Here is a 12,626-nt window from a genome sequence, read left to right as displayed (position 1 = left end):
GGCCGGTGGCCGTGGCGCTACCCCTTTCTTCACCCGCAAGCCATGGCACCCCACGACTTCGACGTTCTCATCGTAGGCAGCGGCCTCGCCGGCCTCTCGGCCGCGCTGCACCTGGCGCCCACGCACCGCGTGGCCGTCATCACCAAGCGCACGCTGCAAGATGGCTCCAGCGGCTGGGCCCAGGGCGGCATTGCCGCCGTGCTGGCTGACGACGACAGCTTTGCCGCGCACATCGAAGACACACTGGTCGCCGGCGCAGGCCTGTGCGACCTGGCCACCACGCGCTTTGTGGTGGAGAACGCGCCCGCATCGATTGCCTGGCTGCGCGGCCTGGGCGTGCCCTTCACGCTCGAAGGCGACCAGCTGCACCTGACGCGCGAAGGCGGCCACAGCGCGCGCCGCATTGCCCATGTGACCGATGCCACCGGCGCGGCCGTGCAGCGCACACTGATCGACGTGGTGCGCAGCACGCCCGGCATCACGCTGTTTGAGCAGCACACGCTGGTGGACCTGATCACCACGCGCAAGCTGGGCCTGCCTGGCAACCGCTGCCTGGGGCTGTATGCGCTCGACAGCGACACCGACGAGGTCGTCACCTTCCGCGCGCCGCAAACCATCCTGGCCACGGGCGGCGCAGGCAAGGTGTACCTGTACACCACCAACCCCGACACCGCCACGGGCGACGGCATTGCCGCCGCCTGGCGCGCGGGCTGCCGCGTGGCGAACATGGAATTCATCCAGTTCCACCCCACTGGCCTGTACCACCCGCACGAAAAGTCTTTCCTCATCAGCGAGGCCGTGCGCGGCGAGGGCGGGCAACTCAAGCTGCCCCCCTCTGCCGGCGGCACGCGCTTCATGCTCGACCACGACCCGCGCGCCGAACTGGCCCCGCGCGACGTGGTGGCCCGCGCCATTGACTTCGAGATGAAGAAACACGGCCTCGATTGCGTGCACCTCGACATCTCGCACCAGAGCCCCGCGTTTTTGCAGGAGCATTTCCCCAACATCCTGGCCCACTGCGCGTCGCTGGGCATCGACATCACGAAGGAGCCCATCCCCGTGGTGCCCACCGCCCACTTCACCTGTGGCGGCGTGCTGACCGACCTGGCGGGCCGCACCGACCTGCCCGGCCTGTACGCCGTGGGCGAAGTGGCCTGCACCGGCCTGCACGGCGCCAACCGCCTGGCCAGCAACTCGCTGCTCGAATGCATGGTGTTCGCCCGCGCCGCCGCGCAGGCCATCGCAGCAGCCCCGACCACGGAACTGCCCACCGTTCCCGCCTGGGACGACAGCCGCGTGACCGATGCGGATGAATCCGTCGTCATCTCCCACAACTGGGACGAGCTGCGCCGCTTCATGTGGGACTACGTGGGCATCGTGCGTACCAACAAGCGCCTGGAACGTGCCGCCCACCGCATTGCCATGCTGCAGGGCGAGATTCAGGAGTTCTACGCCCATTTCCACGTCACGCGCGACCTGCTGGAGCTGCGCAACCTGGTGCAGGTGGCCGACCTGATCGTGAAAAGCGCCCAGCTGCGCCGCGAAAGCCGGGGCCTGCATTTCAGCCGCGATTACCCCGAGATGGCCGCGCCTGCGGCCCCCACCCTTCTCGTACCACCGGTGGCCCGATGACCTACAGCGTCAAAGAAATTTTCTACACCCTGCAAGGCGAAGGCGGCCAGGCGGGCACACCCGCGGTGTTCTGTCGCTTTGCGGGCTGCAACCTCTGGACTGGCCGCGAGCAGGACCGCGCGCAGGCCATCTGCCAGTTCTGCGACACCGACTTTGTGGGCACCGACGGCACGCTGGGCGGCAAGTTCGAAACGGCCACGGCACTGGCGGAATTGATCGCCGCCCAATGGCCTGCAGGCGCGGGCCATCGCCTGGTGGTGCTGACGGGTGGAGAACCCCTTCTGCAGGTCGATACGGCACTCATCGACGCGCTGCACGCGCAGCAATTTCGCATTGCGGTTGAAAGCAACGGCACCGTGATTGCGCCCGAGGGCATCGACTGGCTGTGCATCAGCCCCAAGGCGGGTGCCCCGTGGGTGCAGCGCAGCGGGCAGGAACTGAAGCTCGTGTGGCCCCAGCCGGGCTTTGACCTGCAGGCGCTGGAGCAGGACACGCAGTTCACCCACCGCTTTCTGCAGCCCATGGATGGCCTTCTGCAGCGACAGAACACTGCCGCTTGCATTGACGCCTGCCTGGCCCACCCCGCATGGCGCCTGAGCCTGCAAACTCACAAGCTCACCGGTATCCGGTGAGCGGTTTTCTTTTTGGTTCCCGTATGTTGTTCACCATCTCCCAGCGCTTCTTCTTCGACGCTGCCCACACCCTGCGCCGCGAGATCGAGGCCGAAGGCAGCCGCCGCGTGCACGGCCATACCTACCACGCCGAGGTCTTTTTGAGCGGCCCACGCGACCCCGCCACCGGCATGGTGCTGGACCTGGGCCTGCTGCGCAGGGGCCTGGAGGTGGTGCGCGAGCAGCTGGACCACCACATGCTGGACGACGTGCCTGGCCTGGGCACGCCGACGCTGGAGAACCTGTGCGTTTTCATCGCCCAGGCGCTGCCCGCCGACCTGCGCGCCAGCGTGAGCCGCGTGCGCGTGTGGCGCGAAGCGCTGGGCGACAGCTGCGTGCTGGACTTTCCGCAGCCCTGACCGACCAAGGCCCTGCCACCGGCAGACCCTCCCCCATTCACAGACTTCACTGAAGGAAGCCGATGTTCCGCACCCTGCTCAAATCCAAGATCCACCGCGTGGCCGTGACCCAGTGCGAGCTGCACTACGAAGGCTCGTGCGCCATCGACGAAGACCTGCTGGACGCCGCCAACATCGCAGAGAACGAGCAGATCCACATCTGGAACATCAACAACGGCGAGCGCTTCGTCACCTATGCCATCAAGGGCCAGCGCGGCAGCGGCATGATCTCGGTGAACGGCTCGGCCGCACGCCGCGCAGCCGCAGGCGACCTCATCATCATTGCTGCCTTTGCGCAGGTGCATGAAGACCAGGTGGGCACGCACCAGCCTCAGTTGGTCTTCGTGGACGAGCACAACCGCCAGACCGAGCTGCGCCACGCCGTACCCACCCAGGGCGTCTGACCATGCAGCCCACGCACGACGGACTCGTGGCCCGCAGCCTCGCCAGCGTCTGGCACCCCTGCACCCAGATGAAGCGGCACGAAACCCAGCCGCCCGTGGCCATTGCGCGCGCCCAGGGCCCGTGGCTCTACGGCACCGATGGGAAGCGCTACCTGGACGGCATCAGCTCCTGGTGGGTCAACCTGTTCGGCCACAGCCACCCACACATCCAAGCCGCGCTGGTGGACCAACTGGGCAAGCTCGACCACGTGATGCTGGCGGGCTTTACCCACGCGCCCGTGGTGGAGTTGTCCGAGCGCCTGGCCGCCCTCACCGGCCTGGGCCATGCGTTCTACGGCAGCGACGGCGCAGCCGCGACCGAGATCGCCCTGAAGATGAGCGCGCACTACTGGCGCAACACCGGCCGCCCCGCCAAGAGCCGTTTTGTGGGCTTGGCCGGCGGCTACCACGGCGAGACCGTGGGCGCACTCGCTGTGACCGACATTGCGATCTTCCGCGAGGCCTATGCCCCGCTGGTGCGTTTGGCCGATACCGTGCCCAGCCCCGATGCGCGCAATGCAGCCCCTGGCGAAACCGCGCAAGACGTGGCCCGGCGCGCCGCCGCCGCGCTGGAGATCTGGCTGCAGGAGCACCACACCACCACCGCCGCATTCATTGTTGAACCGCTGGTGCAATGTGCTGCGGGCATGGCCATGCACGACCCCGACTACCTGCGCCTGGCGCGCGCGCTGTGCAGCCGCTATGACGTGCACCTGGTGGTGGACGAGATCGCCGTAGGCTTTGGCCGCACGGGCACCATGTTTGCGCACCAGCAGGCGGGCATCCAGCCCGACTTCATTTGTCTTTCCAAGGGCCTCACCGGCGGCACGCTGCCGCTGTCGGCCGTGCTGACCACGGACGTGGTGTACGCGGCGTTCTACGACGACGATGTGACACGCGGCTTTCTGCATTCGCACTCGTACACCGGCAACCCCCTGGCCTGCCGCGCGGCGCTGGCCACGCTTGAGTTGTTTGAACAGCTGGATGCGCTGAATGCCAACAAGGCGCTGGCGCAACGCATCGATGCGGCGTGCGCACCCTTGGCACAGCATCCACGTGTGCGCCATGCGCGCAGCCTCGGAATGATCTGGGCCTGGGATGTGGACACCACGCTGCCCGACTTTTCCCGCCGCTACCACCAGCACGCCATGGCGCGGGGGCTGGTGCTGCGGCCCATCGGCAAGACGCTGTATGCCATGCCGCCCTACATGCTCGACGACGAAGCCGTGCAATGCCTGGCCAGCGGCGCGCTCGCTGCGCTGAACGCCACGCTGCAAGAGGAGAATTGATGATTGGATGTTTTGTCACCGGCACCGACACCGGCGTCGGCAAGACGCTGGTGTCCGCCGGTCTGCTGCGTGCATTGGCAGCCCACCACCCCCGCGTGGTGGGTATGAAGCCCGTGGCGGCGGGCGTGGTGCCTTGGGGGGACGACTGGGCCAGCGAGGACGCGATCGCGCTGCGCTCGGCCTCCACCCTGTCCGTCGCACCCGAGCTGGACAACCCCGTGCTGCTGCTCGACCCGTTGTCGCCCCACATTGCGGCCGAACGTGCCGGGGTGCAGATTGATATCGCGGCCATCGTGCGCAGCTACCAGGCGCTGGCCGCCCAGGCGGATGCCGTGGTGGTGGAGGGCGCGGGCGGTTTTCATGTGCCACTGACCGACACCCAGACCGGTGCCGACCTGGCCCAGGCCCTGGCCCTGCCCGTGGTGCTGGTGGTGGGTTTACGGCTGGGCTGCCTCAGCCATGCGTTGCTGACTGCCGAGGCCATCCGGGCGCGTGGCCTCGTGCTGGTGGGTTGGGTGGCCAACCGTGTGGACCCCGAGATGGAGGCCGCTGACGAGAACATCGCCTACCTGCGTGCGCGCCTGGGCGTGCCGCTGCTGGCCGAGGTGCCGTACCAGGACCTTCCCGATGCGCGCAGCCTGGTGTTTGAACTGCCCGGGGAATGGCTATGACGCAGGAATCCCACCCCACCTCCTGGCTCGACGAGATCCCGGGGCGCCTGGCCGACATCGAGCGCGCCCACCTGCTGCGCCGCCGCCGCGTGGTGCAACCCGCGGGCGGTGCCCACCTGCTGGTGGACGGCCAGCCCATGCTGGCCTTTTGCAGCAACGACTACCTGGGCCTGGCCGGCCACCCCGCGCTGGCCGAGGCCGCTCGGGACGCCACGCACACCTTTGGCGTGGGCTCGGGCGGATCACCCCTGGTCAGCGGCCACAGCGCCGCCAACGATGCGCTGGAGCGCGACCTGGCCGCCTATGTGCAACTGCCCCGCGCGCTGTACTTTTACGCGGGCTATGCCACCAACACGGGCATCATCCCGGCGCTGGTGGGCGAAGGCGACGCCCTGTTCTCCGATGCCCTGAACCACGCCTGCCTGATTGACGGCGCCCGCCTGTCGCGCGCCACCATCCACCGCTATCCCCACGCCGACCTGGCCGCGCTGGAAGCGCAGCTCGCCGCCAGCCCCGCCCGGCGCAAGCTGGTCATCAGCGATGCGGTGTTCAGCATGGACGGCGACCTGATCGACATCCCGGCGCTGCTGGCGCTGTGCGAGCGCTACGACGCCCTGTTGCTGCTGGACGATGCCCACGGCTTTGGCGTGCTGGGCCCCCAAGGGCGCGGCAGCCTGGCACAGGCGGGGCTGACGGGAGCCACGGCTTCACGCCGCGTGCTTTACATGGCCACGCTGGGCAAGGCTGCGGGTGTGGCGGGCGCCTTTGTGGCAGGCGATGCAGCCCTCATCGAATGGCTGCTGCAAAAAACACGCACCTACATCTTTGCCACTGCGGCACCGCCGCTGCTGGCCAGCGCGTTGCGGCAAAGCCTGCGGATCATGGAGGCGGCCGACGACCGGCGCGCACATCTGGACGGACTCATCGCACAGCTGCGCCAGGGCCTTTCCACGCTGCCCGCACCGCTGGGCTGGCACCTGCTGCCCTCGCACACGCCCGTGCAGGCCCTGATCATCGGCAGCAACGAAGCCGCGCTGGCGGCGATGGAAGGCCTGCGCTCCCAAGGCCTGTGGGTGCCTGCCATCCGCCCGCCCACCGTGCCAGCAGGTACGGCGCGGCTGCGCATTGCGCTGTCGGCCGCGCACACCACCGACGACGTGGAACAACTGCTGTTGGCGCTGCATGCGCTGGCAACGCAGTCACTCAACCGTTGATGCGCCGCAGTACCATGCACAGCCCAGGCCACCTGCCCACGCAGGCCCTTCTATAACCCTCCAGCGAGACGATTTCATGCCCCACCTGACCATCGAATACTCGGCCAATCTGCCCCACTACCCCGAAGCCGAAACGCTCACAGCCCTCAACACCACGCTGTGCGCCCATCCCCAGGTGCAGGACGAGGCAGACCTGAAAACCCGTTTCATCGTGGCCGACAGCTTCGAGATCGGCATCGCGCCCGCCAACCGCGCTTTTGTGCACGCACAACTGCGCTTGCTCGCAGGGCGCACGCCCGAGGCCAAGAAAGAGCTGTCCGACCGCATTGCCGCCGTGCTGCGCGAGCGCACGCCCCGGCCGCAGGGCGTGATGGTGCAGCTGAGCGTGGAGATCGTGGACATGGACCGGGATTCGTACGCCAAAGAGCGGCTGTGAACCGGCCATGAACCCGGCGCCAGCCTCGCAACATACGGGGCCGCTGGCGCACAGTCACGCGGCCAGCGTAGCCGCCAGCCAGCCGCGCAGGCTGTTGATGAACGCCCACCCTTGCACGCGGGGTATGTCGGCCACGCGCAGAACGGCCTCTACCACGTGGCCGTCCTGCAGGGCCACGGCGCGGCCCACACCGGGCAGCAGGCCGCAAGACAAGGGCGGCGTCACCCAGCGTCCGTCAATAAGCGCGGCGATGTTGCCGAAGGTGCCCTCGGTGATCTCGCCCGCCTCGTTCCACAGCACCGTGTCGAACACGCCGGGGATGGTGGGGGCAAACGCCGCGTAGTGCGCGCGGCGGGTGGTCTTGTAGCGCACAAACTCGCTGTGGGCGGCCGCAAAGGGGCGCGGCGCCAGTTGCAGGCGCACGGGCACCGCAGTGGTCTGCAGCGCAAAGGCCTCGGCGCGGGCGCTGCCGTCCGCCGCCAGCAGCAGGCGCACCCGCCAGTCGCCATCGCGGTGTTGCAGGGCGGCAATCTGCAGCTCCTGGCGCACCGCATGGGCGTTGAACGCAAAGCCGAAATGTGCAGCCGCTTCGCCCATGCGGCGCACATGCTGGTCGGCGTGCATGAATTTACCGTCGTGCAGGCCCAGGGTTTCGAGCACCTGGAACGGAGCGCTTGCCCGCTCGACAAAGGCGCGCTTGTAGTGCCACTCGGCCCATTCGGCGCCTGCCTCGGCACCGGAGGTGATGCCGCTGCCAATGCCGCAGGTGGCTTCGGCAAAGACGGGGGAGGCATCCGCACCCGCACCCGTACTCACGCCACGCAGCACCACGGTGCGGATGGGCACGTTGAACGTGGCCGCCACCGGGTGGAGGCCGTCCGGCCCCGCTGCGCCGCCCGGCCGCACCACGCCCACGGCGCCGCAGTAGACGCCGCGCGGCGCGGGCTCCAGCGCGCGGATCATCTGCATGGCGCGCACCTTGGGCGCCCCCGTGACGGAGCCACAAGGGAACAGCGCCGCAAAAACATCCGTCAGCGTGGTGCCGGGGCGCGTGCGCGCGGTCACGTCCGAGGTCATCTGCCACACCGTGGGCAAGGCCTGCGTGGCAAACAGCGCAGGCACCTGCACGCTGTGCGGCAGCGCAATGCGCGACATGTCGTTGCGCAGCAGGTCCACGATCATCACGTTCTCGGCACGCTCCTTGGGCGCCGTGCGCAGGTGCTCGGCCTGCTGCGCGTCCTGCTCGGGGGTGGCGCCACGCGGGGCCGTGCCCTTCATCGGGCGGGCCAGCAGAGTGCCGCCCTCCGGCGCGTCCCGCCAGTCAAAAAACAGCTCGGGCGACACCGACAGCACCTGCTCATCACCCGCCTGCAGGTAGGCGGCATAGCCCCCGGGCTGGGCGCGCAGCAACGCGGCAAACAAGGCCTGCGGCGAACCCTGCAGCGTGCCGCGAAAGGGTGCGGTGTAGTTGACCTGGTACAACTCGCCCGCCGCAATGGCCTGCTGGATTTGCGCCAGCGCGGCGTCAAACGCCTCGCGCTCGGGGCTGTCGTTCCACACCACCTGTGCAGGGGCAGTATCCGTTGCATCGTCGGCCTCGGGCTGCGGCACGTCGTACACCGCAAACCAGGCCAGCGGGCCGTCGGCCGCATGGGTCTGCAATGCGGCATCAAAGGCCGACGCGGCCTCGTAGCGCACATGGCCCACGCACCAGCGGCCTTGCTGTGCGGCGGCGAACACGGCGTCGAGCACACTGCGGACCTCGTGCAGTGCGTGGGCCACCCGCACCTCGCGCGGTGCCTCGAACCGGTGGCGCAGGCGCGTGGCGCCCGCAGTCAGCGGCTGGGTGAAGTCAATGCGGCAACTATGGGTCAAAGCAGGCGGTGGCGCTAGTGGATCAGGCGCTTATAGCTATCAAAAAATGAGCAATCATCAACACATCGTGCGCTTTCAGGCAGCGCCCAGGTGGGGCACCAGTGCGCCGGTGGGCTGACCGTTCTTGAGCGCCGCCGTGAAGGCCAGCATGCGGTCAATCGGCTGGCGCGCACGCGGGATGAGCGCGGGGTCCACATGCACGGTGTTGGCACCGGTTTCCAGCACCCGCGCCACATCGGCCAGGCCGTTCATCGCCATCCAGGGGCAGTGCGCGCAGCTTTTGCAAGTGGCGCTGTTGCCCGCCGTGGGCGCTTCGTAAAACGTCTTGCCGGGGTTGAGCGTGCGCAGCTTGTGCATCATGCCGTTGTCGGTGGCCACGATGAACTCGGTGGCGTCCATCTCGCCAGCGGCTTTCAGGATGGCGCTGGTGGAGCCCACGGCGTCGGCCAGGGCGATCACGTCGGCAGGGCTCTCGGGGTGCACCAGCACCTTGGCGTGCGGGTGCTCATTTTTCAGCAACTCCAGCTCCAGCGCCTTGAATTCGTCGTGCACGATGCAGGCGCCATTCCAGAACACCATGTCCGCGCCGGTTTCGCGCTGGATATAGGCGCCCAGGTGGCGGTCGGGCGCCCACAGGATCTTTTGCCCTGCGGCCTTGAGCGCGCCCACGATGTCGAGCGCGCAGCTCGACGTGACGAGCCAGTCGGCCCGCGCCTTCACGGCGGCGCTGGTGTTGGCATACACCACCACGGTGCGGTCGGGGTGCGCGTCGCAGAAAGCGCTGAATTCATCGATGGGGCAGCCCAGGTCGAGCGAGCAGGTGGCATCCAGGTCGGGCATGAGCACGGTTTTCTCGGGGCTCAAAATCTTGGCCGTTTCGCCCATGAAGCGCACGCCGCTCACCACCAGGGTCTGCGCGGCATGGTCGCGGCCGAAGCGGGCCATCTCCAGCGAGTCGCTCACGATGCCGCCGGTTTCCTCGGCCAGGTCCTGCAGGTCGGGGTGCACGTAGTAGTGCGAGACCATGACCGCGTTTTTTTCCTTGAGCAGGCGGCGGATCTTGTCTTTCAGCGCCACGCGTTCGGCCTGGGTGGGCTCGGGCGGCACCCGCGCCCAGGCGTGCTTGGTCGCGCACACCCCGCCTTCGGCAGGCTGTTCGTAATCAACTTCCTTGAGAAGGATGGTGGTGTTCATGACAACTCCTGCAGGCGCATTGAAAAGTCGGTGGCCTTGACGTCCTTGGTCAGCGTGCCGATCGAGATGCGGTCCACGCCCGTCTCGGCCAGCGCGCGCAGGCCTTCGAGCGTGACGCCGCCCGAGATTTCCAGAATCGCCCGGCCCGCATTGATGCGCACGGCCTCGCGCAACTGGGCCAGGGGCATGTTGTCCAGCAGCACCATCTTGGCACCGGCATCCAGTGCCTCGGTAAGTTGCTCCAGTGTTTCCACCTCGATCTCGATGAACTTCGCTTGCGCAGCCACCTTGTCAGCAGCGCGCAATACAGCCGTCACGCCGCCCGCTGCGGCAATGTGGTTCTCCTTGATCAGCACGGCATCGTGCAGGCCGATGCGGTGGTTGGTGCCGCCGCCCACGCGCACGGCGTACTTTTGCGCCAGGCGCAGGCCGGGGAGGGTCTTGCGCGTGTCCACGATCTGGGCGCGCGTGCCCGCCACCACATCGACATAGGTGCGCGTCTTGGTGGCCACGGCGGACAGCAGCTGCAGGAAGTTCAGCGCCGTGCGTTCGGCCGACAGCAGCGCGCGCGCATTGCCTTCCGCCTCCAGCACCACCTCGTCCGGCGCACAGCGCTGGCCTTCGGCCACATGCCAGGTGATTTCCACAGCCGGGTCCAGCGCACGCAGGGCGGCTTCCGCCCAGGGGGCGCCGCAGATCACGGCGGACTCGCGTGCCAGGATGCGTGCCCGGGCGCGGCGGCCGGGGTCGATCAGGCCGGCGGTGAGGTCGCCAGTGCCCACATCTTCCGCCAGGGCGCGCGCCACATCGGCCTCGGCCAGGTCTGTGACTGCGTGGTCTTTGAACGGTGATTTCGAAAGCGTCATGGGCCGCGAGCATACCGGGAACACAACAACCCCCACCGGGCGCCACCCGCCCGCAAACCACTAAGTACACCCATTATTGGTCGCATAGACTCGCGGAAATTTCGCCCCTGGAAGCCTCATGACCGCCCACAGCACCGTCTCCGCCACGCCCTACGGCACCCTGCCGCCAGCCTCGCCGCTGCCGCAGCGCCGCCCTGTCAGCCTGCCGCGCCTTGCGCAGATGCGGGAAGCCGGCGAGAAGATCACCATGCTCACTGCCTACGACGCCACCTTTGCCGCGGTGGCCGACGCAGCCGGCGTGGAGTGCATTCTGGTCGGTGACTCGCTGGGCATGGTCTGCCAGGGCCTGCCCAGCACGGTGGGCGTCAGCCTGGACACCATGGCCTACCACACGGCCAGCGTGGCGCGCGGCCTGCACCGCGTGCAGGGCACGGCCTGGCTGGTGGCCGACCTGCCCTACGGCACCTATGCCGAAAGCCGCGAACAGGCCTTGCGCAGCGCCTGCGTGCTGATGCAGGCGGGTGCGCACATGGTCAAGCTGGAAGGCGGCGGCTGGACAGCGCCCACGGTGGAATTCCTGGTGCAGCGCGGCGTGCCGGTGTGCGCCCACCTGGGCCTTACGCCACAGACGGTGCACGCCCTGGGCGGCTACCGCGTGCAGGGCAAAACGGAGGACGCCGCCCGCACGCTGCGCAAGGAAGCGCACGAACTGCAGGACGCAGGCGCCGCCATGCTGGTGCTGGAGATGGTGCCGGCAGCGCTGGCGGCCGACCTCACGGCGGCGCTGGCGAACTGCCACACCATCGGCATCGGCGCAGGCAACGGCACGGCCGGCCAGGTCCTGGTGTTGCACGACATGCTGGGCATGAACCTGGGCAAGATGCCAAAGTTTGTCCACAACTTCATGCAGGACGCCGGCAGCGTGCGCGGCGCCATGGAGGCCTATGTGCAGGCCGTCAAGCAGGGCCGTTTCCCGGACAACACCTTGCACGCCTGGTAAGCCTTTCCCCTTCTTCTTCTGATCCCGTCCCACCCCATGCTGATTGCCCATTCCATTGCCGACCTGCGCCAGGCCCTCGCACCGTACCGCCGCCCCGCCTTTGTGCCCACCATGGGCAACCTGCACGAGGGGCACATCGCCCTGGTGCGCCAGGCCCGGCCACTGGGCGACGTGACCGTGGCCAGCATTTTTGTGAACCGCCTGCAGTTCCTGCCGCACGAGGACTTTGACAGCTACCCCCGCACCTGGGATGCCGACTGCGCCCAACTGCAGGCCGCCGGTTGCGACGTGCTGTTTGCCCCGCGCGAGGCCGACCTGTACCCCCAGCCCCAGACTTTCAAGGTGCATCCCGACCCGCAACTCGCCGATATGCTGGAGGGACACTTTCGCCCCGGCTTCTTTGTGGGCGTGAGCACCGTGGTGATGAAGCTGTTTGCGTGCGTGCTGGGGCAAACCGGCGGAACCGCCGTGTTTGGCAAGAAGGACTACCAGCAGCTCATGGTGATCCGCCACATGGTGCAGCAGTTTGCGCTGCCGATCGACGTGGTGGCCGGTGAAACCCAGCGCGCCGCCGATGGCCTGGCACTGAGTTCACGCAACGGCTACCTCAGCCTGCAGGAGCGGCAGGAGGCTGTGGCGCTGTCGCAGGCATTGGGCCAACTGGCGCAGCAATGGCTGTCGCGGCCGGACGCCCGCGCCGGCCTGGAAGCCCGGGCCCTCGATGCCCTGCGTGCCCGGAGCTGGGCGCCCGACTACCTCACGGTGCGCCGCCGTGCCGACCTGCTGCCAGCGACGGACGCCGACGCGGCAGGCACGCTGGTGGCACTGGGCGCGGCGCGGCTTGGCACTACGCGGTTGATTGACAACCTTGAATTCTGATTGCTATCAAATAAATAGCTGCTCGCGCTTATTCATCAAGCGCCGAGAGCCTAAAACA

The 12,626-nt window shown here is 68.0% G+C and carries 13 protein-coding genes; 10 read left to right on the top strand and 3 right to left on the bottom strand.

Annotated elements, in window-relative coordinates; all coding sequences use genetic code 11:
• Positions 1-42 precede the first annotated feature (42 nt).
• The 8 genes from nadB to KYG_RS03495 all read left to right on the top strand — a co-directional run bounded on the left by nadB (position 43) and on the right by KYG_RS03495 (position 6,754).
• Positions 43-1,632 carry an L-aspartate oxidase gene (gene nadB / locus KYG_RS03530; RefSeq protein ID WP_008903451.1) on the top strand — a complete coding sequence of 530 codons (1,590 nt, stop codon included), beginning with the start codon at positions 43-45 and terminating at the stop codon, positions 1,630-1,632.
• Positions 1,629-2,264 (top strand): 7-carboxy-7-deazaguanine synthase, encoded by a 636-nt coding sequence (gene queE, locus KYG_RS03525; protein ID WP_008903450.1) that lies wholly within the window; start codon positions 1,629-1,631, stop codon positions 2,262-2,264. Before nadB ends, queE begins: the two co-directional genes overlap by 4 nt.
• A 23-nt stretch (positions 2,265-2,287) precedes the next feature.
• Positions 2,288-2,662: a 6-carboxytetrahydropterin synthase gene (locus KYG_RS03520; RefSeq protein ID WP_008903449.1), complete on the top strand. Its 375-nt coding sequence runs from the start codon at positions 2,288-2,290 to the stop codon at positions 2,660-2,662.
• A 62-nt stretch (positions 2,663-2,724) separates the two neighbouring features.
• The gene (gene panD / locus KYG_RS03515; protein ID WP_008903448.1) at positions 2,725-3,105 is read left to right on the top strand and encodes an aspartate 1-decarboxylase; all 381 of its coding nucleotides are present in this window, start codon (positions 2,725-2,727) and stop codon (positions 3,103-3,105) included.
• A 2-nt stretch (positions 3,106-3,107) separates the two neighbouring features.
• A complete protein-coding gene (bioA, locus tag KYG_RS03510) occupies positions 3,108-4,433 on the top strand; it encodes an adenosylmethionine--8-amino-7-oxononanoate transaminase (protein WP_008903447.1) in 1,326 nt (441 codons plus the stop codon).
• Complete coding sequence (bioD, locus tag KYG_RS03505; RefSeq protein ID WP_008903446.1) at positions 4,433-5,104, top strand: dethiobiotin synthase; 672 nt, start codon at positions 4,433-4,435, stop codon at positions 5,102-5,104. Before bioA ends, bioD begins: the two co-directional genes overlap by 1 nt.
• Positions 5,101-6,318 (top strand): 8-amino-7-oxononanoate synthase, encoded by a 1,218-nt coding sequence (bioF, locus tag KYG_RS03500; RefSeq protein WP_008903445.1) that lies wholly within the window; start codon positions 5,101-5,103, stop codon positions 6,316-6,318. Before bioD ends, bioF begins: the two co-directional genes overlap by 4 nt.
• Before the next feature lie 76 nt (positions 6,319-6,394).
• Positions 6,395-6,754, top strand: coding sequence for a 5-carboxymethyl-2-hydroxymuconate Delta-isomerase (locus KYG_RS03495; RefSeq protein ID WP_008903444.1), 360 nt, complete (start codon positions 6,395-6,397; stop codon positions 6,752-6,754).
• A gap of 54 nt (positions 6,755-6,808) precedes the next feature.
• On the opposite strand, the gene KYG_RS03490 is transcribed toward KYG_RS03495, so the two are convergent.
• From KYG_RS03490 to nadC, 3 genes are all read right to left on the bottom strand, one after another.
• Positions 6,809-8,629 carry a chorismate-binding protein gene (locus KYG_RS03490; RefSeq protein ID WP_008903443.1) on the bottom strand — a complete coding sequence of 607 codons (1,821 nt, stop codon included), beginning with the start codon at positions 8,627-8,629 and terminating at the stop codon, positions 6,809-6,811.
• 75 nt (positions 8,630-8,704) lie between these two features.
• A complete protein-coding gene (gene nadA, locus KYG_RS03485; RefSeq protein WP_008903442.1) occupies positions 8,705-9,823 on the bottom strand; it encodes a quinolinate synthase NadA in 1,119 nt (372 codons plus the stop codon).
• Positions 9,820-10,689, bottom strand: a complete 870-nt coding sequence (nadC, locus tag KYG_RS03480; protein WP_008903441.1) for a carboxylating nicotinate-nucleotide diphosphorylase — start codon at positions 10,687-10,689, stop codon at positions 9,820-9,822. The genes nadA and nadC overlap by 4 nt, the downstream gene beginning before the upstream one ends.
• 118 nt (positions 10,690-10,807) lie before the next feature.
• Here nadC and panB point away from each other — a divergent pair, with 118 nt between their 5' ends.
• Both panB and panC read left to right on the top strand, forming a co-directional pair.
• Complete coding sequence (panB, locus tag KYG_RS03475) at positions 10,808-11,689, top strand: 3-methyl-2-oxobutanoate hydroxymethyltransferase (RefSeq protein ID WP_008903440.1); 882 nt, start codon at positions 10,808-10,810, stop codon at positions 11,687-11,689.
• A 36-nt stretch (positions 11,690-11,725) separates the two neighbouring features.
• Entirely contained in the window at positions 11,726-12,568 is an 843-nt protein-coding gene (gene panC, locus KYG_RS03470; protein ID WP_008903439.1) for a pantoate--beta-alanine ligase, read from the top strand.
• The last annotated feature ends 58 nt before the right edge of the window (positions 12,569-12,626 follow it).

This window comes from Acidovorax sp. NO-1 (assembly GCF_000238595.1).
Lineage (GTDB): Bacteria > Pseudomonadota > Gammaproteobacteria > Burkholderiales > Burkholderiaceae_C > Acidovorax.
Note: the sequence above shows the minus strand (reverse complement) of the source record. Positions and strands in the feature narration are given on the sequence as shown.

Excerpts from the sequence above, each read along its gene's own strand:
- nadB (WP_008903451.1), top strand. The coding sequence starts at position 43 with ATGGCACCCCACGACTTCGACGTTCTCATCGTAGGCAGCGGCCTCGCC.
- queE (WP_008903450.1), top strand. The coding sequence starts at position 1,629 with ATGACCTACAGCGTCAAAGAAATTTTCTACACCCTGCAAGGCGAAGGC.
- KYG_RS03520 (WP_008903449.1), top strand. The coding sequence starts at position 2,288 with ATGTTGTTCACCATCTCCCAGCGCTTCTTCTTCGACGCTGCCCACACC.
- panD (WP_008903448.1), top strand. The coding sequence starts at position 2,725 with ATGTTCCGCACCCTGCTCAAATCCAAGATCCACCGCGTGGCCGTGACC.
- bioA (WP_008903447.1), top strand. The coding sequence starts at position 3,108 with ATGCAGCCCACGCACGACGGACTCGTGGCCCGCAGCCTCGCCAGCGTC.
- bioD (WP_008903446.1), top strand. The coding sequence starts at position 4,433 with ATGATTGGATGTTTTGTCACCGGCACCGACACCGGCGTCGGCAAGACG.
- bioF (WP_008903445.1), top strand. The coding sequence starts at position 5,101 with ATGACGCAGGAATCCCACCCCACCTCCTGGCTCGACGAGATCCCGGGG.
- KYG_RS03495 (WP_008903444.1), top strand. The coding sequence starts at position 6,395 with ATGCCCCACCTGACCATCGAATACTCGGCCAATCTGCCCCACTACCCC.
- nadA (WP_008903442.1), bottom strand. The coding sequence starts at position 9,823 with ATGAACACCACCATCCTTCTCAAGGAAGTTGATTACGAACAGCCTGCC.
- nadC (WP_008903441.1), bottom strand. The coding sequence starts at position 10,689 with ATGACGCTTTCGAAATCACCGTTCAAAGACCACGCAGTCACAGACCTG.
- panB (WP_008903440.1), top strand. The coding sequence starts at position 10,808 with ATGACCGCCCACAGCACCGTCTCCGCCACGCCCTACGGCACCCTGCCG.
- panC (WP_008903439.1), top strand. The coding sequence starts at position 11,726 with ATGCTGATTGCCCATTCCATTGCCGACCTGCGCCAGGCCCTCGCACCG.